Genomic DNA, 21,222 nt, shown 5'->3' with positions numbered 1-21,222 from the left:
GAAATGTCTCACGCAAAACCGGTCTTGGTGTACTGGCCGGCAACGCGGTAGCGCCACAGATAGGCAGGCAGAACGGCGTCAACGCCTTCCGGCGTGATGCCCATGCCCTCCAGCGTGCGGCCTTCCTTGATCGCCTTGTCGGAAACGACGTTGTCGAATTTCAACAGCGTCACCTGATCATTGGTGATTGGCGGATTCGGCAGCAGGCCGAGGACTGATGCTTGCAAGCGGGCAACCCACCAAGGCATGGAAATGAGGAGGCGCTTGCGGTCGATGACGCGCAGCATATCCTTCATCCAGTTCTTGAACGGCTGCACATCCGGACCGCCGAGTTCGTAGACACCGCCCGGCATCAGCTTGCCGTCGACGGCACGCGCGACTGCTTCCGCGACATCGCCCACATAGACCGGCTGGAGGCGGGTTTCGCCACCGCCGATGACCGGCAGGAACGGCGAGAAGCGCGCCATATTGGCGAAGCGGTTGAAGAAGCGGTCTTCAGGGCCGAAGATGATCGATGGGCGCAGGATGACGCTTTCCGGCAGAATTGAAAGAATAGCGTTTTCGCCTTCCGCCTTGGTGCGCGCATAATCTGACGGCGAGTTGGCGTCGGCTGCAAGTGAGGACACATGCGTCATGCGGATGCCTGCGGCCTTGGCGGCTTCGGCAATGTTTTTTGCACCCAGCACTTGAACGGTGTTGAAACGCTGGCGACCGCTTTCGGCGAGAATGCCGACCAGGTTCACGACATGGTCGGAGCCCTTGACGACCAGTTCGACCGATGCACGATTGCGGACATTGGCCTGCACCATCTGGATCTGGCCGACATTGCCGAGCGGTGCCATGTAATAGGCGACTTCCGGCTTGCGCACGGCGACGCGCACACGATAGCCGCGTTTGGTGAGAGCCGCCACGACCGCGCGCCCGACAAAGCCGGAGCCGCCGAAAACGGTGACCAGTTTCGGCCTGTTGTGGACTTCGTTCGGTTCGGTCTTCATCCTAAACTCCTGCATGAAAGCCAGTTGCGCCACTTTCGAACAGTGGTCGCGATGCGTCTGTATTGCCGGTGATTTATCGCCTTTTTGCCACAAGGCAAAGGGGACTTGTTGTCACGATCATGATAGCGGGGCTTTTTCCCATGTTTAACGCTTAATAGAGCTTTGAGATTTTGCTGCTTGCTGTTAAATCGCGCGCATGAGCACACCACTTGACCATATTCGCAATTTTTCGATCGTCGCCCATATCGATCATGGCAAATCGACGCTGGCCGACCGCCTCATTCAATTGACGGGCGGGCTGGATACGCGCGAGATGAAGGATCAGGTTCTCGACTCGATGGATATCGAGCGCGAACGCGGCATCACCATCAAGGCGCAGACCGTCCGTCTCAATTACAAGGCGAAGAACGGCGAAGATTATGTGCTGAACCTGATCGACACGCCCGGTCACGTCGACTTCGCCTATGAAGTCTCGCGCTCGCTGGCGGCATGTGAAGGTTCGCTTCTCGTGGTGGACGCTTCCCAGGGCGTGGAAGCACAGACGCTGGCCAATGTTTATCAGGCCATCGACAACAACCATGAAATCGTGGTGGTGCTGAACAAGATCGATCTCCCCGCTGCCGAACCTGAGCGCGTCAAGAGCCAAATCGAGGAAGTGATCGGCATCGATGCGGCGCAGGCCGTGCATATCTCCGCCAAGACCGGAATCGGCATCGAAGATGTACTGGAAGCCATCGTCACGCAGTTGCCCGCGCCGAAGGAAGGCGACCGCAATGCGCCGCTCAAGGCCATGTTGGTTGATAGCTGGTACGATTCCTATCTCGGCGTCATCGTTCTGGTGCGCGTCATCGACGGTGTGCTCAAGAAGGGCCAGACCATCCGCATGATGGGCACGGGTGCGAAATATCCTGTTGAACGAACCGGCGTGTTCACGCCGAAGATGGTTCAGATGGATGAACTCGGTCCCGGTGAGCTTGGCTTTATTACCGCTTCGATCAAGGAAGTGGCCGATACCCGCGTTGGCGACACGATCACCGAAGATCGCCGCCCCACCGAAAAGATGCTGCCGGGCTTCAAGCCTGCACAGCCGGTGGTGTTCTGTGGGCTGTTCCCTGTCGATGCGGCAGATTTCGAAGACCTGCGCGCTGCCATGGGCAAGCTGCGCCTCAACGATGCGTCGTTCTCGTTTGAAATGGAAACCTCTGCGGCGCTCGGTTTTGGTTTCCGCTGCGGCTTCCTCGGGCTTCTGCATCTTGAAATCATTCAAGAGCGCCTTGAGCGCGAGTTCGATCTCGATCTCATTACGACCGCGCCTTCGGTTGTCTATCGCCTGAACATGCAGGATGGTTCGCAGAAAGAGCTGCACAATCCGGCTGATATGCCGGATGTGGTAAAGATCACTGCGATTGAAGAGCCTTGGATTCGCGCAACCATCATGACGCCCGATGATTATCTCGGTGCCATCATGAAGCTTTGTCAGGAGCGTCGCGGCCTCCAGATCGATCTGACCTATGTCGGCCCGCGTGCGATGATCACCTATGATCTTCCGCTCAACGAAGTCGTTTTCGATTTCTACGACCGCCTGAAGTCGATCTCGAAGGGCTATGCCTCGTTTGACTACAATCTTTCAGATTATCGCGAAGGCGATCTGGTCAAGATGTCGATCCTTGTCAACGAAGAGCCCGTGGATGCATTGTCGATGCTGGTTCACCGCTCGGCGGCTGAAAAGCGTGGTCGTGTGCTTTGCGAAAAGCTGAAAGAGCTGATCCCGCAGCACATGTTCAAGATCCCGATCCAGGCGGCAATCGGCGGCCGCATCGTGGCGCGCGAGACGATCTCGGCACTGCGCAAGGACGTGACGGCCAAGTGTTATGGCGGCGATATTTCGCGTAAGCGCAAACTTCTGGACAAGCAGAAGGAAGGCAAGAAGCGTATGCGCCAGTTCGGCAAGGTCGAAATCCCGCAGGAGGCCTTTATTCAGGCGCTCAAGATGGGTGATGATTGATCCAGTCGTATAGCTTTATTATGAGCGATTTGACGAATTAACGGGTTGAGATCGAGGGGGCGCTTCTGCGCCCCTTTTTTGTTTCCCCATTCAAAACATAACGGGAACATATCGCGAGTTGACATGGTTAACGAATCCACTATTATTAGATTCGGATTCCTAAACCGGTAAAATGTGAACACTAAAACAGAAAGATAGATGGTTAATGCGATGCGCACGCGGGAGGTAGACTTGATAGACCCAGCACTTGCCGTCATCGCAAAGTATGGAGATGAAGATTTAGGGCTGGAGATTTCGGTGTTGGCCAAAAAGCTGCGCGAAATAGTCAAGCCTACCAATGAGGACTTGTTGCCCTTACAGGGACGGAGCGATGACAGACTGAGTCAAATCATCCGTAACCTGGTGAGCCATAGAACTTTAGATAAGAAAGGACTGGCCGAATATCGCAAGGGTACCTCCTTGACGAGAGGTAGTTATGTTTTGACTGATCTCGGTCGTGCTTCTGTCAAAGAATCTTGGGCAAGAAAGCTCAAGTAATTTGAATGCCTGTGAATAGTGGAGAAAAGCTCATGAAAAGAAGAGAATTAGCCAATTCTGTCTATGAGCGCCGACAGTATCGGCTTTAATTTAAAGGGCCACAAAACCCACCGACTCGAACTCGATGCGTAATGTGACCCATGGTGTCAGCGGACATGCCCGAACCCGCTGGACGGAAAATATCGGGAATGCGACGCTAAACAGCTACAGTGTTTGAATCGCACTTCTGAGTTTTCGTTTCAAGAGGGCTTCTTGAAATGGAGGTCAAAATGGCTCCTTCTTTTATCCCGAGCTACACGCTCACCTTTGATGATGCAGTGAAAATTTGGTTGCGGCATTGGGCTGGAGAATTCCAGAACCGCATCGCAGCGAATTTTGATGTTAATCCTGCCCGCGTGAACGAAGTTCTTAAAGAGCGCAGGCATCTAGGCAGTCGCGAAGCAGCGTTGTTGCAGAGGTCAGCTTAACGAAAAGGCCAGCACCAAACCGGTGCTGGCTTTTCTTTTTCAAAGAAAGGAATCCTATGGCTACCAACCCACCAAAAGGTGATGGACACCGTAATGGTGCTGTTCGAGATCGCTCACAGGTCTATAATCCGAAGACGGAAACTTGGACTAAGCGAGATAGTGACACTGGCCGTTTTATGGATGGCAAAAAGGATGGGACGCCTTTCAAAGGTGTCCGTAAAGAAAAGTAAGCTATGATTATGGAGGCTGACGCAAGCGGCAGCCTCCGCACCCTAATAGGATTCATCAAGTGCCTGATCTTCCTCGCATTTCCATCACCTACTGCACCCAATGCAATTGGCTGTTGCGGGCGGCGTGGATGGCGCAGGAACTGTTGCAGACTTTCGGGCAGGACTTAGGCGAAGTGACGTTGCGTCCGGGGACCGGCGGGGTTTTTGAAATCCGTGTGTTGATGCCAGATGGTCGCGAAGAGCTGATCTGGGAACGCAAGCGCGATGGCGGTTTTCCTGAAGCCAAGGTGTTGAAGCAGCGCGTGCGTGATCTGGTCTGGCCGGAACGCGATCTCGGTCATTCGGACCGACCAGCTAATATTTGATGAGCCGTTGTGTTGCCCGCCCCTTTGACAGGCTGAGAATGAAGGGCGAGTTGTGCGTTTCCCTCGTCCTTCGAGACGGCACTTTGCGCCTCCTCAGGATGAGGGAAATAGCAGCGTCGCTATTTTAAGCCGAAGCAATTAGTCCTCATCCACCACGCGCAAACGCATTTGGGTGGGGGTGCTTTCCGCCTGCCGTGATTGAGGGCGGGATACTTCCTCTGCGGGCGCGGGGCCGAATTCCAGCGCCTCGATCTTCGCACCGCGCTTCGTGACCTTGCTGGACGACACAAGAATATCGTCAATATCCTTGTTGGCCTGCACGAAGTGGGTTTGAAGCTTGCGCACGCGCTCGTCGAGACGGCCGACATCTTCCATCAGCCGGATCACTTCGCCCTGAATCACATGCGCCTGCTCGCGCATGCGGGCGTCTTTCAGGATCGCCTGAATGACCTGAATCGACAGCATCAGCAGCGACGGCGAGACGATGACCACTCGCGCCCGGTGTGCACGCTGGATCAGCGCCTCGAAATGCTCATGAATATCGGCGAAGATCGACTCCGATGGCACGAACAGGAAAGCCGTATCCTGCGTTTCACCGGGGATCAGATATTTGTCGGAGACATCCTTGATATGCACTTCCATGTCGCGGCGAAACTGGGCGACTGCTGTTTTGCGCGCCTCCGGCTGTTCCGTTTCGCGCATCGAATTCCAGGCTTCGAGCGGAAATTTCGCATCGATCACCAGCGAGGGCGCATTGTTGGGCATGCGCACAAGGCAATCGGGACGGGTGCTGTTGGAGAGCGTTGCCTGAAACTCGTAGGCACCCTGCGGCAGACCGTCGGCGATGATCGCTTCCATGCGCGACTGGCCGAAAGCGCCGCGCGTCTGCTTGTTGGCGAGGATCGCCTGCAACTGCACCACCTGTCCGGCGAGCGACTGGATATTGTTCTGCGCCGTGTCGATGACGGCGAGACGCTCCTGCAATTTGGCGAGGTTTTCATGCGTCGAACGGGTCTGTTCGGTCATGGTCTGGCCGATGCGATGCGTCATGCCATCGAGTCGCTCGCGGATCGACTGGTTGAGTTCCGCCTGTCGCGAACCGAACACTTCCGCCATGGTCTGCATTCGGCCCTGCATCTCGGCTTGCGCTTTGAGGATTTCCGCCATGCGATATTCGGCATCGCGGGCACGGTCTTCGGCCTGCGCTTCCGCGACTGCGCGAAGCCGGGCAGAGCGTGTTGCCGCGATCAGAAAAATGGCAAGACACAGCACCAGCACGACGATGCCCGCAAGCAGGATATTCCCGAGCGTGAACGACGTGGCGCCGAGCTGCAGAAGCGGCTCATTCAAGAGATTCTGGTTTTCCATGAGAGAAGCTTAGCTGATTCGTGCCGCCTTGATGAGATCAAAACAAGAACATTTTGCAAAGTGTAATTGACGATTCTCACGCGAGCTATTACGTGAAAGCCCATGTCTGTAAAACCGCTTGTCATCCTTCCCGATCCCGTCCTGCGCCAGGTTTCCAAGCCTGTGGAGCGCTTTGACGACCATCTGCGCAAATTCGCCGGCGACATGTTCGACACCATGTATGATGCGCCGGGCATTGGTCTTGCCGCCATTCAGGTGGGCGAGCCGATCCGTATGCTCGTCATCGACCTTGCCAAGGAAGGTGAACCGAAAGCGCCGCATGTCTTCATCAATCCCGAGATCATCGGCATCACGGATGAAGCCAGCACCTATGAGGAAGGCTGCCTTTCGATCCCGGATTATTATGCCGAGGTGGAACGGCCAGCGGCCATCAAGGTCAATTATTTCGATGCCGACGGCAAGCCGCATTCGATCGAAGCCGACGGACTGATGGCCACCTGTCTGCAGCATGAGATCGACCACCTGAACGGCGTGCTCTTCATCGATCATATTTCCAAGCTGAAGCGCGATATGGTCATCAAGAAGTTCAAGAAGCTCGCCAGCCAGCGAGCATCGAAGAGAGTGCTTTAATGCGTGTCGTTTTCATGGGGACGCCGGAATTTTCCGTGCCGATCCTCACCGCCATTATCGGTCACGGTTATGAGGTTGTTGCAGTTTATACGCAGCCGCCGCGTCCGGCTGGCCGTCGCGGGCTGGAGCTGACCAAGTCGCCGGTGCATGAGAAGGCCGAACAGTTCGGCATTCCGGTGTTCACGCCGAAAAGCCTCAAGGGCGCGGAAGAGCAGGAGGTTTTCGCAAGCCTCGAGGCCGATGTCGCGATTGTCGTGGCTTATGGCCTGCTGCTGCCGCAAGCCATTCTGGATGCGCCGCGTCTGGGTTGTTATAACGGCCATGCCTCGCTGCTGCCGCGCTGGCGCGGTGCTGCTCCGATCCAGCGCGCCATCATGGCGGGTGACAGCGAAACCGGCATGATGATCATGAAGATGGATGCAGGGCTCGATACTGGTCCCGTTGCCATGGCGGAAAAGGTCGCGATTACGCCTGACATGACAGCAGGCGAACTGCATGATCGTCTGAGCATGATCGGCGCCGACCTGATGATCCGTGCGCTGGGTGCGCTGGAGCGTGAAAGCCTTGCCCTGCAGCCGCAGGCGGAAGAAGGCGTCACCTATGCTGCCAAGATCGAGAAGACCGAGGCACGCATCGACTGGTCGAAGCCTGCTAAGGATGTGCACAACACCATTCGCGGACTGTCGCCCTTTCCTGGTGCCTGGTGCGAGATGGAAATCAACGGCGCTGCCGAACGTATAAAACTTCAGCGCTCGACGCCGGGTGAGGGCAAGGGCGAGCCGGGTACGGTGCTGGATGATCGCTTGACGGTTGCTTGTGGTGAGGGTGCCGTGCGGCTCGTCACGCTGCAACGCTCCGGCGGCAAGCCATTGCCTGCGCAGGAGTTTCTGCGTGGCGCACAGGTCATGAAGGTTCTGTAGGCGGTGCCGCGCTACAAGCTCACTGTCGAATATGACGGCACGCCCTATGTCGGCTGGCAGCGGCAGGAAAACGGCCATGCGGTGCAGAATGCCATTGAACTGGCATTCAAGAAATTCTGTGGCGAAGACCTGACGTTAAGCGCTGCGGGCCGCACCGATGCTGGTGTTCACGCGACGGCACAGGTTGTCCATGTCGATCTCACCAAGGATTGGGGCGCAGGCAAGGTGCGCGATGCGGTCAATGCGCATCTGGTCATGGCGGACGAGCGCGTCAGTATCCTGAATGTCGAGAAGACGACGGACACATTCGATGCGCGCTTTTCTGCGCGGGCGCGGCATTATCTCTACCGCATCCATAATCGCCGTGCGCCTCTGGCTATTGATTATCAGCGCGCATGGTGGGTGCAGAAGCGGCTTGATGCTGAAGCGATGCATGAAGCGGCGAAGCGGCTTCTGGGAGAGCACGACTTCACCACGTTTCGCGCAACGCAATGCCAGGCCAAGAGCCCGATCAAGACGCTCGACCGGCTCGACATCACTCGGATTGGTGACATGATAGAAATGCGCGTTTCGGCGCGGTCCTTCCTGCACAATCAGGTCAGGTCCTTTGCAGGCAGCCTGATGGAAGTGGGCGTGGGTCGCTGGACAGCGGATGATCTGCAGTCTGCTTTGGAAGCCAGAGATCGCAAGGCCTGCGGGCAGGTTGCCCCGCCTTATGGGCTTTATCTTGTTGGTGTGGACTACGCCTTTCCGTTCTAAGATCGAGGCATTCGCGCCATCTTAGCTTAATAGGCGTGCGGATCGAAACCGATCCCGAGCAAATTCTGCAGCAGGACAGTCAGGAAGAGCGAACCGAAAACGGTGCAGGCAAAGAACGGTGCCACATAGGCATGCGGGCGTTGCAGCGCAACGAATGTCAGCCGGTAACCCAGCACGATGGATATGCCGAACATGATGATGGCGAACAATGTCGTGATATCAAGCTGTCCGGGAAAGAACAGTTGCAGCAACGTGATCGGTGCGAAGATCCATGAAATCAGGGCGCTGCCCCAGTTGGTCGCAATCACGAAAGCCGCATAACGTTTGGCAATGCCGATGCGCTTGGCGAGAAGGCCGATGATGACAAGCGGAATGATCCACGCCGCTATCTCCACGACTGCGGCGCGGGTGACGATGGCGAAGCGCAAGCCTGCCTCGTCACGGCCAGCCGTGAGGTCCGCCGCATAGGACACCCAGTTCGCGAACATGGGGGGCAGCGCAATCGCTATCGCAAAAAAGGATGACCAGAAGCCCTCGGCGGAAATGTCGAGATAGCCCAGTCCTTCCTTGCGCCCGAGCATCATTTTCCAGACGCCCCAGAAATATCTGAAAATATCGTCCAGGCTTGGCATGAGGTTCCCAAATTTCGCGTAATCCTGGCGGAAAAGTCATGCGACTTTCCGGGATTATGCGTTACCCAAAGAAATCGGCGATGAAGCGTTCATAAATCTGTGTCAGGCCTTCGAGGTCGGCAAGGGCCACGCGCTCGTCGACCATATGCATGGTCTGCCCGACAAGGCCGAATTCGACCACCGGGCAGTAATCCTTGATGAAACGGGCATCGGATGTGCCGCCCGATGTCGATAGTTCCGGACGTCTGCCGGTTACCGCCTCGACCGAATCCGTCAGCGTGCCGATCAGTTTCTCGTCGCGGGTCAGGAACACATGGCTCGGATGCTCGCGCCAGGTGAGTTCATAATTGATCGGCGTTTCGCGGCCTGGACGCAGGCGATTGTCTCGGGCGGCTTTTTCGAGACGCGCGATGATTTCGGCCTGCAAGGTCTCTGCCGTCCAGGTATCGTTGAAGCGGATATTGAACGAGGCCGTTGCCTTGTTTGCAATGACATTGGTGGCCTTGTTGCCGACGTCGATGCTGGTCACTTCCAGATTGCTGGCCTGGAAATTGGCCGTGCCCTCGTCGAAAGCCGGGTAAAGCAGGCTGTCGACCAGCGTGGTAATGCCACGCACCGGGTTTTCGGCCAGATGCGGATAGGCGGCATGGCCCTGTACGCCATGGACGGTGATCGTGCCGGACAGCGAGCCGCGCCGTCCGATCTTGATCGCATCGCCAAGTGCGTTCGGATTGCTCGGCTCTCCGACAATTGATGCATCCCAGCTTTCGCCGCGCTGTTTCGCCCAATCGAGAAGCTTGACCGTGCCATTGATGGCCGGACCTTCCTCGTCGCCGGTGATGAGGAGGGAGACGCTGCCTTTGATGCTGCCGTGCTTTTCGATGTGGCGGGCAACTGCGGCCACGAAACAGGCAACTCCGCCCTTCATATCCACCGCACCGCGACCATACATCACGCCGTCTTCAATAGCGGCACCGAAGGGTGGGTGTTTCCAGTCGCCTTTATTGCCGGGCGGCACGACATCGGTGTGCCCGGCAAACATCAGATGCGGGCCATTGCCCGACTTGCGCGCATAGAGATTTTCAATATCCGGCGTGCCTTCATCGCGGAAGATGGGCCGCTCCACCGAAAAACCCATCGGCTTCAACATCGCTTCCAGCGCCGTCAGCGCGCCACCTTCGGCAGGTGTTACGGATGCGCAGCGGATGAGGGCAGCAAGGTTATCGGCGGGATTGACGGCTAAGCTCATGAGATCGGGACTTTTTTTGTAAAAGGAATCGTCTGAGGGAGAGATTATCGCGCATCCCGAAAAGTGCGAAGCGGTTTTCGGACTAAGATGCGCGTGAAAACAAACCGCATCCCGAAAAGTGCGAAGCGGTTTTCGGATTAAGATGCGCGTTGAAATAAACAGATAGATATCACCGGATGAAACAATAATCCGGCGGTTGCGGCAGGATGCATTTTTCGCCTTTCACTTGTTTTTCTCAAGCGGTTTCAATTTGGGAACGAAATTTCCTTGACCGGAGGCCCCCTGTCATCGTTAGTTAAAAAAAAGTTGATAACGAGACCCGCAAAGGGCCGGTCAACGGGGACTCTTTAAAATGGGAAACTGCGCATGCGTTTTGTCACTTCTGCGATAGCAGGCATGATGGTGCTCTTCGGGGCGACAACGATACCGGCCAAGGCCGCGCAATGGAGTGAAGCAGGCGGGCTAACAAGCATTCCTTACGGACACAAGGATTACTGCGATCGCAATCGGCGCGATTGCGGCGCGCATCGCGTGTTGCCGCCGATGAAGATGACCCCTCAGCGCGCCAAGCTGCTGCAATCGGTCAGCAGTTCCGTCAATCATCGCATCAAGCCTGTTTCCGATCAGGATAATTATGGCAAGCGCGATCACTGGACCATGCCCGTCAACGGCAAGGGTGACTGCGAGGACTATGTTTTGATGAAACGCGCCCAGTTGATGGCGCGCGGCATCAGCCCGTCGCAACTTCTCATCACCATGGTGCAGGGCAGCGAAGCGCACGTCGTTCTGACGGCGCGTACCGATCATGGCGATTATATTCTCGACAATCTGCGCGATGAGGTGTTGCCGGTCGAGAAAACCTCTTATCGTTATATCAAGATGCAGTCGCCCGCCAATTCCGGCCAGTGGGTTTCCATCGCCGGGCGTTCGGTCGCGGTCGCAAACAACTGACAGGGTCACGGCGTTCGATTGAAGGCCGGTTCATTCGATCCATCAAGCCTTACCAAGCCGCATTTCGATGCGGCTTTTTTGTTTAGTAAGGGCTGAATTGACTGGCTAAACGATGTCAGAGGCAAATCAGGGTGTCATTTCGACGAAGCCCGCTTCGCTTCTTTAACGTCGATTTTGCGGAAAATGGCCTCATTGTTCACTGTCATTGGACAATATATTTGGACAGACTGTTCGCGCTTTTTGAACAAATGTAGGATTGTAACAGTCGCGTGATTGCTGGTATATCAATTAAATCATTGTTACTGTTAGTTTTTACAAATTATCATTATCGTTCTTCCAAAAAAATCCTGCACGAATGTGTGATCAACAAAACAATTTCGTGACTGGAACTTTTACCCATTGTCACCCATTTCAGCAGCATCGGAACGACGAACAAACGCCGCTCCACTTTCCAAGGAGATAGGAAAATGAAGAAGATTGTTCTTGCTGCCGCTGCCCTCGCTCTTAGCGCCGGTGCTGCCTTTGCTGAAAACCCGCATGTCGGCGAACCTGCCGATCTTTATGCAAATGACCGTACCCCGGTTGCGACCCAGAGCCAGAAGCTCGACTACACGGCTCCTGCTTCGATCAACAAGGCAACGGTTTATCAGGATGGTTCGGCTCACCGCTTCGGTGATGCATCGCCTTCCTCTTACCAGAACTAAAAGTCCGTTCGGACTTTGGCCTCTCCGGTTCATCTGGACCGGACATGAATGAAATACCCGCATTGCATGTATTTCCGATGGTGTCGGGGCATTTCCTCCCAGATGTGCCTGACACCTTAGGGCGGGCCACGAAGGCTCAGTTAACCGAATGTCCCCTTTGCGCTCAGGACACGATCTTGAGTTCCAGCCACGAAAAGCTGATGCCGGGGACGCTATGGAGAAAAGGAATAAAGAAATGAAGAAGTTCGCTCTCGCCGCTCTTGCTGTCGCTCTTAGCGCCGGTGCTGCCTATGCTGAAAACCCGTTTGTCGGCCAGCCGCCTGCAATGGCTGCTCAGGACAAGGCTTTCGTTCTTCCTGGCGAAACCCCGGTCGCTTCGACCCGCAGCAACATCGATTATACGGCTCCGGCTGCCATTCATCAGTCTGCGCCGGTTAATCAGGACGGTTCGGCTCATCGCTTCGGCGATGCCTCCCCATCCAGCTACCAGAACTAATTTGCTCTGATAGCTGAGCCTGTCGGTTGTCCTGCGATTGTCTCCTGCGTTCGTCCCCCTCACGCATGAGATACGCAGACAACCGAAGGCTGCTACAAAATCTCCCCGGAGGATGGCGTCAATGTCTCCCCGGATTGCCCGGATCAGAGGCGTTGCGCCATCCGAAGGGGCGACAAGTCTCAAATGAAAAAGGCGACGCCAAAAGCGTCGCCTTTTGTTTTCAGCACGTTGAATTGTCGGTCAATCGCGCAGCAATTCGTTGATGGAGGTCTTGGAGCGGGTCTTTTCGTCCACACGCTTGACGATGACGGCGCAATAGAGGCTTGGGCCCCAGTTTTCACCGGGAACGTTCTTGCCCGGCATGGTGCCGGCAACGACAACCGAATAGGGCGGCACTTCGCCGTAGAAGACTTCGCCGGTTGCGCGATCCACGATCTTGGTCGACTTGCCGATGAAAACACCCATGCCGAGCACTGAGCCTTCGCGCACGATGCAGCCTTCAACGACTTCCGAACGGGCGCCGATGAAACAATTGTCCTCGATGATGGTTGGACCGGCCTGCATCGGCTCCAGAACACCGCCAATGCCGACGCCGCCCGAAAGATGAACGTTCTTGCCGATCTGCGCGCAGGAGCCGACGGTCGCCCAGGTGTCGACCATCGTGCCTTCATCGACATAGGCGCCGAGATTGACGAAGGACGGCATCAGGATCGCGTTTGGCGCAATATAGGCCGAGTGGCGCACGATGCAGTTCGGCACGGCGCGGAAGCTGGCCTTTTCGAATTCATTGGCCGTCCAGCCGTCGAATTTCGAGGGCACCTTGTCCCACCAGGATGACTGGCCGGGGCCGCCCTTGATGACTTCCATCGGGTTGAGACGGAAGGAGAGCAGAACTGCTTTCTTCAGCCATTGGTTGACATGCCAGTTGCCGTCCGCCTGTTTTTCTGCGACACGGGCTTCACCGCGATCGAGCAGAATGAGCGAGTGTTCGACGGCTTCGCGCACTTCGCCGCGCGTTGCCGTGTTGATACCGTCGCGCTCGTCAAAAGCCTTGTCGATTGTCTTCTCAAGGGAGGCGAGGTCTGGCTTGGTCATAGGGTCGATCTCCATGAAGGGGCGGCGGAAGGCAGGCGTGGACAAGTCCGGCCCGTTTGCTGGGCAATTGATTAAGCGAAGGCGCCATGAGGGTCAATGTCGTTCGTGATCCGATTGCTGTGCCACGTTTGAGACAGATTAAGCATTTAGCGCCAGAATGGATGCTGTTATGCGTTGAATGGCGATAATGAAGGAGCAGGTGAGACGAATGAACCCGATGGAGAAGTCTGGCTGGACGCCATTCCCGAATTCAGAGGAAGCGGTCAAGCAGGCGCGCACCGTACCGCAGACGCCACAGACCGAAGCCCCTGCCTATCGCCTTGCCTTTACGGACGAGGATTTTTTGACCCGAAGCGAACTGCGACCGATCCGGTTGCAGCTTGAACTCCTCAAACCTGAAATGATTCTGGCCGACCGGGGCATCAAGTCCACTGTCGTCATGTTTGGCGGTGCGCGCATTCCGGAACCGGGCGGCGAAGCATGGGCGGCCAAGAACGAGATTCAGAAGAAGAACCTCGAAGCCAATGCGCATTATTACGAGGAAGCGCGCAAGTTTGCGCGGCTTTGCTCCGAATATTCCGCGACGACCTATTATCGCGAGTTCATCGTGGTGACGGGCGGCGGCCCCGGCGTCATGGAAGCCGGCAATCGCGGTGCGGCCGATGTCGGTGCCCCGACGATCGGGCTCAACATTGTGCTGCCGCACGAACAGGCGCCCAACGTCTATGTCACGCCAGACCTCTGCTTCAACTTCCATTATTTTGCGATCCGCAAGATGCACTTCCTGATGCGGGCCAAGGCGATCTGCGTGTTCCCTGGCGGGTTCGGCACGATGGACGAATTATTCGAGGCGATGACCCTGATCCAGACCAACCGTATGGAGCGGATGCCGTTGATCCTGTTCGGCAAGGAATTCTGGACCAAGGCCATCAATATCGAGTTTCTGGCCGAGCAGGGCACGATTTCGCCTGCCGATATCGAACTGCTTAACTTTGTCGAAACCGCCGACGAAGCCTGGGAACAGATCAAGGATTTTTATAAGCTCTGATCGCCCCGGATTTTCTGTTCGATGCGCCCGGCCAAATGGTCGGGCGTTTCTTTTTGCGGCTTTTCTTCTGCTTGATAGGGACGAGGGCGGTGAACGAGCGTCACCAGCACGACTGAGATAATCATCAAGAGGTACCACGAGCCGAGCTTGCTCATTGAGACCAGCTCCCAGCCATTGCGCTGGTTCGGATAAAGCCAGGCCTTGGACCATGTGCCTATGTTCTCTGCAATCCAGATGAAGAGCGAGGTCAGCAGGAAGGCGATCAGCAGCGGCATTTTGTGCCGGAAGCGGAAGACGCGGTAGTGCATGCTGGTGCGCCAGAAAAGGGCGAAGGTCGCGGCGAACAGCAGCCAGCGCATATCCCAGATGAAGTGGTGGGCGAAAAAGTTGATATAGATTGCGGCGGCCAGAATGACGGTCATCCAGAGTCGTGGATAGTGGTTCAGCCTTATATCGAAGATGCGATTGATGCGCGCCATGTAGGAGCCGACAGCCGCATACATGAAGCCGGAAAACAGCGGCACGCCACCGATGCGAAAGAAATTCTCCTCCGGGTAGACCCATGAACCGGCATGGGTCTTGAACACTTCCATCGCTGTGCCGACCACATGGAAGATGAGGATGACCTTGGCTTCCTCCCATGCCTCCAGCTTGAAAAGCAGCATGGCAAGCTGGATGGCAAGCGCGGACAGGAACAGAAAATCGTAGCGCGTGATGAATCCTGCACCGCCATCCGGCCAGAACCAGCGGGTCAGCATGATGAGCGCCAGCATGGCGCCCCCGAAAAGGCAGGCCCATGCCTGTTTCAGCCCGAAGACCAGAAACTCGATCAGCGCATCGCTGATCCGGTGACGGGGCAGATTGTCGAGAAGGCGGTGGGCGGCCTTGTCGATGCGTTTTTCAAGGCCGGTGAATTGCCTATCGGTCTGCAATTATGGTTTCCAGAAACTGGGTCAGGTTATCGGTCACATAGTCCACCTGATCGGTGAATTCGGGATCGCTTTCCCATATCTCGGAAAATGTAGGCTCAAAATTGTTCGGCACGACCAACACGGTTTTCATGCCGAGTGTTTTGGGAACGACCAGATTGCGCGCCAGATCCTCGAACATGACTGCCTTGCCCGCATCGATGCCAAAAGCGCCGAGGAAGCGGTCATAGGTGGCCCGTTCCGGCTTCGGTGTCAGGCCTGCCGCGACAATGTCGAAAATATCGTCGAAATCATCGAGGATTCCAAGCTGGCTGGCGGCACGTTCGGCATGACTGCGATCACCATTGGTGAAGATGAAGCGACGGCCCGGCAGCGCCTTGATCGCCTGTCCGAGCGCCGGATCGGGCGTCAGCCAGGAATAGTCGATGTCATGGACTTGTCTGAGAAAATCGTCCGGGTCGATCTGATGGCATTCCATCAGGCCTTTCAGCGTGGTGCCATATTCCAGATAGAACTGCTTCTGGATCTTGCGCGCTTCGTCACGCGGCAGCTTCAGCAAAGTCTCGACATAGGTCGTCATCTTCACGTCGATCTGCGAAAACAGATTGGCGGCGTGCGGGTAGAGCGTGTTGTCGAGGTCGAACACCCAGTCGGTGACGTGGGCGAAGGCAGCTCTGTCCGGAATATCGGTCATGGTCGATCCTTAAGGCACGATAAGCGTGCTTCTTCTTATTACGGCACGATAAGCGTGCCGGCACCGTGCTCGGTGAAAAGCTCCAGCAGCACCGAATGCGGGGTCTTGCCGTTCAGAATGACGACGCCTTCCACGCCACGGCGGATTGCTTCGATGCAGGTTTCCACCTTGGGGATCATACCGCCGGAAATCGTGCCGTCCTTGATGAGCGCCTGCGCATCGGCAACCGACAGTTCCTTGATGAGGTTCTTGTCCTTGTCGAGCACGCCCGGCACATCGGTCAGGAACAGGAGGCGCGTTGCGGCGAGCGCACCGGCAATCGCGCCGGCAAATGTGTCTGCGTTGATATTATATGTGTGGCCGTCGCGGCCCGGTGCCACTGGCGCAATGACCGGAATCATCTCGGAACGTGCCAGCAAATCGAGCAGGGTGCGATCCACTTCCGCCGGTTCGCCGACGAAGCCGAGGTCCAGCACCTTCTCGATATTGGAATCGGGATCGATGACGGTCTTGTGCGCCTTCTGCGCAAAGACCATGTTGCCATCCTTGCCGCAAAGCCCGATTGCCCACTCGCCTTCGGCATTGATGAGGGCGACGATTTCCTTGTTGATGGAACCGGCCAGAACCATTTCCACCACTTCGACGGTCTTTTCGTCGGTGACGCGCAAGCCGCCTTCGAAGCGGGATTCGATGCCGAGCTTCGTCAGCATGGCCTGAATCTGCGGGCCGCCGCCATGAACGACAATCGGATTGATGCCCGATTGCTTCAAAAGCGCGATGTCACGCGCGAAGGCCTTGCCCAGTTCCGGATTGCCCATGGCGTGGCCGCCATATTTCACGACGACATGCTTGTTCTCGTAGCGCTGCATATAGGGCAGGGCAGCCGACAGGAGTTGCGCTTGCATTTCGGGATTTTCAAGTGTCGTCATCGCGGGCTCCATGGCAGGCGACAGGGCAAAAAGAGGCAGGTTCTTCTAGACCGGATTTATCGCAATTGGAATCCGCAGATGCTTATTTTTCGCTTACCCGTTCGCGATTATTTGAATTTGCGGCCCGAAACATGCCCAACAAAAAGCTGGTCTGCGGCCTATGCAGGTTTTTGAACCGGAATGATTTTCAGAGATCGCATCATGCGCAAAATATTCCTCACCGTTCTTGCTACCGTACTTGGCGCAACTGCGTCCTATGCTGCACCGGCACCAACGACCGAAACAATCATTCTCGTCCGTCACGGAGAAAAGCCCGAAGATGGCATGGGACAGCTCGACTGCCGGGGCCTCAATCGCTCTTTGAAATTGCCCGCCGTCCTCGCACGGGATTTCGGCAAGCCCGATGCCATTTTCGCGCCTGATCCCGCGAAGGAGAAGACGGATAGCGGCATTTCCTATGCCTATAACCGCCCGCTGGCGACGGTGGAGCCGACTGCCATCCGTTTTGGAATGCCGGTCGATACGCGCTTTGGCTATGACGAGATCGGCAAGCTGCAGGCGGCGCTTGAGCAGCCGCAATACAGCAATGCGACGATACTGGTTGGCTGGGAACACAAGCAGCTCTACAAGCTGGCCAGAAATCTGCTGAAGGACAATGGCGGAGATAAAGCTGCGGTGCCGAAATGGCGCAGCGATGATTTCGACAGTATCTACGTGCTGCACATCCGGCGCGGTGACGGGCATGTGAGTGCCCGTTTCGAACGATTGAACGAAGGTTTGGACGGGCAACCGGAAAGCTGCCCGAGCTGATTATCAGTATTCTTTCAGCAGCAGCGCGATTGCTGCACGCAGCTCGTCGAAACCTTCGCCTTTTTCCGACGATGTCGCGATGATACCGGGGAAGCAGGCGGCGCGCTTGTAGGTAAGCTTGTGCGTTTCTTCTATCAGGCGCGGTACGCCCGCAGACTTGATCTTGTCGATCTTGGTCAACACGATCTGATAGGACACAGCCGCCTTGTCGAGAAGGTCGAGCACTTCCGCGTCGTTCTTCTTGATGCCGTGGCGGGAATCAATCAGCACATAGACACGTTTCAGCGTGGTGCGTCCACGCAGATAATCGAACACCAGGCGCGTCCAGGCATCGACCTGCGCTTTCGGCGCTTCGGCGAAGCCATAGCCGGGCATGTCGACCAGTGCCAGCGGCGGCAGGTCGCCGTTTTCGCCGGAATAGCCGTCCGGCACGAAATAGTTCAGTTCCTGCGTGCGGCCCGGTGTATTGGACGTACGCGCAAGACCCTTCTTGTTGACGAGCGCGTTGATGAGCGACGACTTGCCGACATTGGAGCGGCCTGCAAAGGCGATCTCCACGGGTCCTTCGGGCGGCAGGAAATTCATCGACGGGACGCCACGGATGAATATCCATGATTTCTTGAAGAGCAGGCGTCCTTCCTCGACGAGTGCCGCCTGGGCTTCCCGGACTGCATCCGCCGCTGCCTGAGCGGCCCTGATTGCCGCCTGCTTCTTATCCTGCTCGCTCAATGGTTCTGTCCCGGTCGGTGTGTTCTCTTGCGTACACGCATCAATGTTATGGGCCGCATTGTCAACATGACGGCACAAAAAACCCCGCCGAAGCGGGGTTCTTTCAAGTCTATTTCTTCGCTTCTTTCGGCTTTCTCTTGAAGAGGCCCTTGAGATTATCGAAGAGTTCGATCTTCACGCCCTGGCGCTTCATGATGATGCCCTGCTGGGTGATGGAGAGCAGGTTGTTCCATGCCCAGTAGATCACGAGACCAGCGGGGAACGAAGCCAGCATGAAGGTGAAGATCACTGGCATCCAGGTGAAGATGGCAGCCTGCGTCGGATCTGGAGGCGTCGGGTTCATGCGCATTTGCAGGAACATCGTGATGCCCATCAGGAGCGGCCAGACGCCGATCATCAGGAAGTGCGGCACGGTGTAAGGCAGAAGACCGAACAGGTTGAAGAGCGAGGTCGGATCGGGCGCTGCAAGGTCCTGAATCCAGCCGAAGAACGGCGCATGGCGCATTTCGATGGTGACGTAGAGCACCTTGTAGAGCGCGAAGAACACCGGAATCTGCACCAGCACCGGCCAGCAACCGGCCAGAGGATTGATCTTTTCCTGCTTGTAGAGCTGCATCATTTCCTGCTGCTGCTTCATCTTATCATCCGCATATTTCTCGCGGATTTCAGTCAGCTTCGGCTGCACCAGCTTCATGCGTGCCATCGACTTGTACGACTTGTTGGCAAGCGGGAAGAACAGGCCCTTGAGGAGAACGGTGACGACCAGAATGGCGACGCCGAAGTTGCCCGAGAATTTGTAGATCCAGTCGATGAGATAGAACATCGGCTTGGTGATGAAGTAGAACCAGCCCCAGTCGATCAGGAGCTCGAACTGCTTGATGCCAAGCTGCTGTTCGTAAGCCTGGATCTGTGTGACCACCTTCGCACCGGCGAAGACGTGGTTCTTCAGCGTCTGTGCCTGACCGGGCGCGATTGTCATCGGCGCGCCGAGGAAGTCGGTCTGATAGCGCGGACGATCATTGGTGAAGTGCGAGAAGCGACCGGTGAATTTTTCGTCCTGCGGCGGTACGAGCGTTGCGGCCCAGTATTTGTCGGTGATGCCGAGCCAGCCGCCCATGACGTCCTTGAACGAGATGTCCTTGTCGTCTTCGACCTTGGAATATTTGATTTCCTGCAGGCCGTCCTGACCCATGACGCCGATCAGGCCTTCATGCAGAACATAGGTCGCGCTTGCATGTTCCGGCTGGTTGAAGCGGGTCACGCGGCCATAGGAGGCCAGCGAGATCGGCGCGCCGGTATTGTTGGTGATGGTGTCTTCAACGGCGAACATATAGGCGTCGTCAACCGAAATGACGCGCTTGAAGGTGATGTTCTTCTCGTTGGTATAGGTCAGCGTGACCGGCGTGGCCTGGGTCAACCTGTTGTTGCCCTCCACGGTCCAGACCGTGTTCGGTCCCGGAACCGGGCCGGTCGTGTCGTTGCCGGTAAAGCCGAGTTCTACGAAATAGCCCTGCTTCAGCGCGGAAGGCGCGAGCAGTTCGATATTCGGAGAATTGTCGTCGACGGTCTCGTGATAATTCTTGAGGAAGAGATCATCGAGGCGCGCGCCGGTCAGGTTGATCGAACCGCGCAGCGAAGGCGTGTCGATTTCGACGCGCTGCGTCTGGGCAATGGCTGCTTCGCGGGTCAGCGTGCCGCCCGCGGCTGCAACATCGCCATGGCCGGGAATGTTCCCGGAGGTGGCGGGCATCTGCGGCGTGTCGCCACTTTGAGCCTGCTGTTGCGTCGCCTGTTGTTTCTGCTGCTGCTGCTCCTCAATGCGTGCCTGCTCCCGCTGGGCTTCCGTTTTCGGACCCAGATAAAACACTTGCCACAGCGTTAGCACGAGGATGGACAGGGCAATGGTGATGAAGAAATTACGATTATTTTCCATTGACGGGTCCTGATTCCGGTCTTTCCGTTCGGCGTTTCCCATCGCCCCGCCGTTCACCCTTCGCCTTGATGCGGCGGGAGAGTTCTTCGGTCAGTCGCGAAAAGGGCGCAGTGAGGGCTTGCTCGCGCGCTACGATCACATAGTCGGTCGAAGGCGCCATGTCACGCCCTGCGTGACAACGAACCGCTTCTCGCAGCCTGCGGCGGATGCGGTTTCTTATCACGGCGTTGCCGTTTTTCTTCGTTACGGTGAAACCTGCACGGGGTTTTTCGCCGATTTTGGCGGTTTTCGATTCTTCTTGCGCCCGCTCGCGGACTTCGAGAAGAAACAGTGGACCACGTCGCTTTTCACCATTCCTCAAAGCCAAAAACTCCGCTCTCTTGCGAAGGCGGAGTATTTGTTTCGGCTTGTTCATGTCTTTATTCACCGCGCGACAGCGCGGGAAAAGATTAAGCGGAAAGCCGCTTACGGCCGCGCGAGCGGCGAGCGGCGAGAACCTTGCGGCCGCCGGTGGTTGCCATGCGTGCACGGAAACCGTGGCGACGCTTGCGGACGATCTTGGATGGCTGGTAAGTGCGCTTCATTTATTTAATACCGCGGTGTGCGGCCCTTCTTAATTCTGTTTTTCCGTTGAACACGATCTTGTCCGAAACCGTTATTCACTTTTCGGGATCATGCTCTATTGAACAGGAGCTGGTTCTTGTCCCTTGCGACGGACAGCACAAAACCATCCGTAAACCGCGCGGG

24 protein-coding genes are annotated in these 21,222 nt (G+C 56.5%); 12 read left to right on the top strand and 12 right to left on the bottom strand.

What is annotated here, in order from left to right:
- Positions 1-8 precede the first annotated feature (8 nt).
- Complete coding sequence (locus ACYSN1_RS15655) at positions 9-995, bottom strand: complex I NDUFA9 subunit family protein (RefSeq protein WP_461726526.1); 987 nt, start codon at positions 993-995, stop codon at positions 9-11.
- A 196-nt stretch (positions 996-1,191) separates the two neighbouring features.
- Here ACYSN1_RS15655 and lepA point away from each other — a divergent pair, with 196 nt between their 5' ends.
- From lepA to ACYSN1_RS15635, 4 genes are all read left to right on the top strand, one after another.
- Complete coding sequence (lepA, locus tag ACYSN1_RS15650; RefSeq protein ID WP_461726525.1) at positions 1,192-3,000, top strand: translation elongation factor 4; 1,809 nt, start codon at positions 1,192-1,194, stop codon at positions 2,998-3,000.
- 231 nt (positions 3,001-3,231) lie between these two features.
- Positions 3,232-3,537 (top strand): hypothetical protein, encoded by a 306-nt coding sequence (locus tag ACYSN1_RS15645; RefSeq protein WP_461726524.1) that lies wholly within the window; start codon positions 3,232-3,234, stop codon positions 3,535-3,537.
- A gap of 269 nt (positions 3,538-3,806) precedes the next feature.
- Positions 3,807-4,004, top strand: a complete 198-nt coding sequence (locus ACYSN1_RS15640) for a hypothetical protein (RefSeq protein WP_112812703.1) — start codon at positions 3,807-3,809, stop codon at positions 4,002-4,004.
- A 289-nt stretch (positions 4,005-4,293) separates the two neighbouring features.
- Entirely contained in the window at positions 4,294-4,599 is a 306-nt protein-coding gene (locus tag ACYSN1_RS15635; protein WP_461726523.1) for an Rdx family protein, read from the top strand.
- A 138-nt stretch (positions 4,600-4,737) separates the two neighbouring features.
- Here ACYSN1_RS15635 and ACYSN1_RS15630 read toward each other — a convergent pair whose 3' ends face one another.
- Positions 4,738-5,967, bottom strand: a complete 1,230-nt coding sequence (locus ACYSN1_RS15630; RefSeq protein ID WP_461726522.1) for a DNA recombination protein RmuC — start codon at positions 5,965-5,967, stop codon at positions 4,738-4,740.
- A gap of 102 nt (positions 5,968-6,069) precedes the next feature.
- On the opposite strand from ACYSN1_RS15630, the gene def reads away from it, so the two are divergent.
- The 3 genes from def to truA are packed head-to-tail and all read left to right on the top strand — an operon-like array spanning position 6,070 to position 8,276.
- The gene (gene def / locus ACYSN1_RS15625) at positions 6,070-6,597 is read left to right on the top strand and encodes a peptide deformylase (protein ID WP_461726521.1); all 528 of its coding nucleotides are present in this window, start codon (positions 6,070-6,072) and stop codon (positions 6,595-6,597) included.
- Positions 6,597-7,517, top strand: coding sequence for a methionyl-tRNA formyltransferase (gene fmt / locus ACYSN1_RS15620; RefSeq protein WP_461726520.1), 921 nt, complete (start codon positions 6,597-6,599; stop codon positions 7,515-7,517). The genes def and fmt overlap by 1 nt, the downstream gene beginning before the upstream one ends.
- Positions 7,518-7,520: 3 nt before the next feature.
- Positions 7,521-8,276: a tRNA pseudouridine(38-40) synthase TruA gene (gene truA / locus ACYSN1_RS15615; RefSeq protein WP_461726519.1), complete on the top strand. Its 756-nt coding sequence runs from the start codon at positions 7,521-7,523 to the stop codon at positions 8,274-8,276.
- Between the two features lie 26 nt (positions 8,277-8,302).
- Here the strand turns inward: truA and ACYSN1_RS15610 are convergent, their stop codons facing one another.
- On the bottom strand, positions 8,303-8,908 hold the full coding sequence (locus tag ACYSN1_RS15610; RefSeq protein WP_461726518.1) for a hypothetical protein: 606 nt from the start codon (positions 8,906-8,908) through the stop codon (positions 8,303-8,305).
- Positions 8,909-8,969: 61 nt separating this feature from the next.
- The gene (gene dapE / locus ACYSN1_RS15605; protein WP_461726517.1) at positions 8,970-10,157 is read right to left on the bottom strand and encodes a succinyl-diaminopimelate desuccinylase; all 1,188 of its coding nucleotides are present in this window, start codon (positions 10,155-10,157) and stop codon (positions 8,970-8,972) included.
- Positions 10,158-10,556: 399 nt separating this feature from the next.
- Here dapE and ACYSN1_RS15600 point away from each other — a divergent pair, with 399 nt between their 5' ends.
- From ACYSN1_RS15600 to ACYSN1_RS15590, 3 genes are all read left to right on the top strand, one after another.
- On the top strand, positions 10,557-11,108 hold the full coding sequence (locus ACYSN1_RS15600) for a transglutaminase-like cysteine peptidase (protein ID WP_461726579.1): 552 nt from the start codon (positions 10,557-10,559) through the stop codon (positions 11,106-11,108).
- Positions 11,109-11,575: 467 nt separating this feature from the next.
- Positions 11,576-11,812, top strand: a complete 237-nt coding sequence (locus ACYSN1_RS15595; protein ID WP_461726516.1) for a hypothetical protein — start codon at positions 11,576-11,578, stop codon at positions 11,810-11,812.
- A gap of 235 nt (positions 11,813-12,047) precedes the next feature.
- Positions 12,048-12,308: a hypothetical protein gene (locus ACYSN1_RS15590; RefSeq protein WP_461726515.1), complete on the top strand. Its 261-nt coding sequence runs from the start codon at positions 12,048-12,050 to the stop codon at positions 12,306-12,308.
- Between the two features lie 240 nt (positions 12,309-12,548).
- Here the strand turns inward: ACYSN1_RS15590 and dapD are convergent, their stop codons facing one another.
- A complete protein-coding gene (gene dapD / locus ACYSN1_RS15585) occupies positions 12,549-13,403 on the bottom strand; it encodes a 2,3,4,5-tetrahydropyridine-2,6-dicarboxylate N-succinyltransferase (RefSeq protein ID WP_461726514.1) in 855 nt (284 codons plus the stop codon).
- A 208-nt stretch (positions 13,404-13,611) separates the two neighbouring features.
- Between dapD and ACYSN1_RS15580 the strand changes: the two genes are divergently transcribed.
- Positions 13,612-14,451 (top strand): LOG family protein, encoded by an 840-nt coding sequence (locus tag ACYSN1_RS15580; RefSeq protein WP_461726513.1) that lies wholly within the window; start codon positions 13,612-13,614, stop codon positions 14,449-14,451.
- Here the strand turns inward: ACYSN1_RS15580 and ACYSN1_RS15575 are convergent.
- The 3 genes from ACYSN1_RS15575 to argB are packed head-to-tail and all read right to left on the bottom strand — an operon-like array spanning position 14,439 to position 17,003.
- Entirely contained in the window at positions 14,439-15,383 is a 945-nt protein-coding gene (locus tag ACYSN1_RS15575; RefSeq protein ID WP_461726512.1) for a DUF817 domain-containing protein, read from the bottom strand. The two genes, ACYSN1_RS15580 and ACYSN1_RS15575, sit on opposite strands and share 13 nt — an antisense overlap.
- Positions 15,370-16,074 carry a pyrimidine 5'-nucleotidase gene (locus ACYSN1_RS15570; protein WP_461726511.1) on the bottom strand — a complete coding sequence of 235 codons (705 nt, stop codon included), beginning with the start codon at positions 16,072-16,074 and terminating at the stop codon, positions 15,370-15,372. Before ACYSN1_RS15570 ends, ACYSN1_RS15575 begins: the two co-directional genes overlap by 14 nt.
- A gap of 38 nt (positions 16,075-16,112) precedes the next feature.
- Entirely contained in the window at positions 16,113-17,003 is an 891-nt protein-coding gene (argB, locus tag ACYSN1_RS15565; protein WP_010659426.1) for an acetylglutamate kinase, read from the bottom strand.
- A 201-nt stretch (positions 17,004-17,204) separates the two neighbouring features.
- On the opposite strand from argB, the gene ACYSN1_RS15560 reads away from it, so the two are divergent.
- Entirely contained in the window at positions 17,205-17,813 is a 609-nt protein-coding gene (locus ACYSN1_RS15560) for a hypothetical protein (protein ID WP_461726510.1), read from the top strand.
- A gap of 3 nt (positions 17,814-17,816) precedes the next feature.
- Here the strand turns inward: ACYSN1_RS15560 and yihA are convergent, their stop codons facing one another.
- The 4 genes from yihA to rpmH are packed head-to-tail and all read right to left on the bottom strand — an operon-like array spanning position 17,817 to position 21,059.
- Complete coding sequence (yihA, locus tag ACYSN1_RS15555; RefSeq protein WP_461726509.1) at positions 17,817-18,620, bottom strand: ribosome biogenesis GTP-binding protein YihA/YsxC; 804 nt, start codon at positions 18,618-18,620, stop codon at positions 17,817-17,819.
- Between the two features lie 31 nt (positions 18,621-18,651).
- Positions 18,652-20,475, bottom strand: a complete 1,824-nt coding sequence (yidC, locus tag ACYSN1_RS15550; protein ID WP_461726508.1) for a membrane protein insertase YidC — start codon at positions 20,473-20,475, stop codon at positions 18,652-18,654.
- A complete protein-coding gene (rnpA, locus tag ACYSN1_RS15545) occupies positions 20,465-20,890 on the bottom strand; it encodes a ribonuclease P protein component (protein WP_461726507.1) in 426 nt (141 codons plus the stop codon). Before rnpA ends, yidC begins: the two co-directional genes overlap by 11 nt.
- Before the next feature lie 34 nt (positions 20,891-20,924).
- On the bottom strand, positions 20,925-21,059 hold the full coding sequence (gene rpmH, locus ACYSN1_RS15540; RefSeq protein WP_006467565.1) for a 50S ribosomal protein L34: 135 nt from the start codon (positions 21,057-21,059) through the stop codon (positions 20,925-20,927).
- Positions 21,060-21,222 lie beyond the last annotated feature (163 nt).

Source organism: Brucella sp. LJL56 (assembly GCF_054871705.1).
Note: the sequence above shows the minus strand (reverse complement) of the source record. Positions and strands in the feature narration are given on the sequence as shown.

What these genes read in the sequence shown, in the direction of transcription:
- ACYSN1_RS15655 (WP_461726526.1), bottom strand. Translation starts at nt 995, where the DNA reads ATGAAGACCGAACCGAACGAAGTCCACAACAGGCCGAAACTGGTCACC.
- argB (WP_010659426.1), bottom strand. Translation starts at nt 17,003, where the DNA reads ATGACGACACTTGAAAATCCCGAAATGCAAGCGCAACTCCTGTCGGCT.
- fmt (WP_461726520.1), top strand. Translation starts at nt 6,597, where the DNA reads ATGCGTGTCGTTTTCATGGGGACGCCGGAATTTTCCGTGCCGATCCTC.
- ACYSN1_RS15595 (WP_461726516.1), top strand. Translation starts at nt 11,576, where the DNA reads ATGAAGAAGATTGTTCTTGCTGCCGCTGCCCTCGCTCTTAGCGCCGGT.
- ACYSN1_RS15560 (WP_461726510.1), top strand. Translation starts at nt 17,205, where the DNA reads ATGCGCAAAATATTCCTCACCGTTCTTGCTACCGTACTTGGCGCAACT.
- def (WP_461726521.1), top strand. Translation starts at nt 6,070, where the DNA reads ATGTCTGTAAAACCGCTTGTCATCCTTCCCGATCCCGTCCTGCGCCAG.
- ACYSN1_RS15590 (WP_461726515.1), top strand. Translation starts at nt 12,048, where the DNA reads ATGAAGAAGTTCGCTCTCGCCGCTCTTGCTGTCGCTCTTAGCGCCGGT.
- yidC (WP_461726508.1), bottom strand. Translation starts at nt 20,475, where the DNA reads ATGGAAAATAATCGTAATTTCTTCATCACCATTGCCCTGTCCATCCTC.
- ACYSN1_RS15610 (WP_461726518.1), bottom strand. Translation starts at nt 8,908, where the DNA reads ATGCCAAGCCTGGACGATATTTTCAGATATTTCTGGGGCGTCTGGAAA.
- ACYSN1_RS15640 (WP_112812703.1), top strand. Translation starts at nt 3,807, where the DNA reads ATGGCTCCTTCTTTTATCCCGAGCTACACGCTCACCTTTGATGATGCA.
- ACYSN1_RS15630 (WP_461726522.1), bottom strand. Translation starts at nt 5,967, where the DNA reads ATGGAAAACCAGAATCTCTTGAATGAGCCGCTTCTGCAGCTCGGCGCC.
- ACYSN1_RS15580 (WP_461726513.1), top strand. Translation starts at nt 13,612, where the DNA reads ATGAACCCGATGGAGAAGTCTGGCTGGACGCCATTCCCGAATTCAGAG.
- lepA (WP_461726525.1), top strand. Translation starts at nt 1,192, where the DNA reads ATGAGCACACCACTTGACCATATTCGCAATTTTTCGATCGTCGCCCAT.
- rnpA (WP_461726507.1), bottom strand. Translation starts at nt 20,890, where the DNA reads ATGAACAAGCCGAAACAAATACTCCGCCTTCGCAAGAGAGCGGAGTTT.
- dapE (WP_461726517.1), bottom strand. Translation starts at nt 10,157, where the DNA reads ATGAGCTTAGCCGTCAATCCCGCCGATAACCTTGCTGCCCTCATCCGC.
- ACYSN1_RS15600 (WP_461726579.1), top strand. Translation starts at nt 10,557, where the DNA reads ATGGTGCTCTTCGGGGCGACAACGATACCGGCCAAGGCCGCGCAATGG.
- dapD (WP_461726514.1), bottom strand. Translation starts at nt 13,403, where the DNA reads ATGACCAAGCCAGACCTCGCCTCCCTTGAGAAGACAATCGACAAGGCT.
- rpmH (WP_006467565.1), bottom strand. Translation starts at nt 21,059, where the DNA reads ATGAAGCGCACTTACCAGCCATCCAAGATCGTCCGCAAGCGTCGCCAC.
- ACYSN1_RS15570 (WP_461726511.1), bottom strand. Translation starts at nt 16,074, where the DNA reads ATGACCGATATTCCGGACAGAGCTGCCTTCGCCCACGTCACCGACTGG.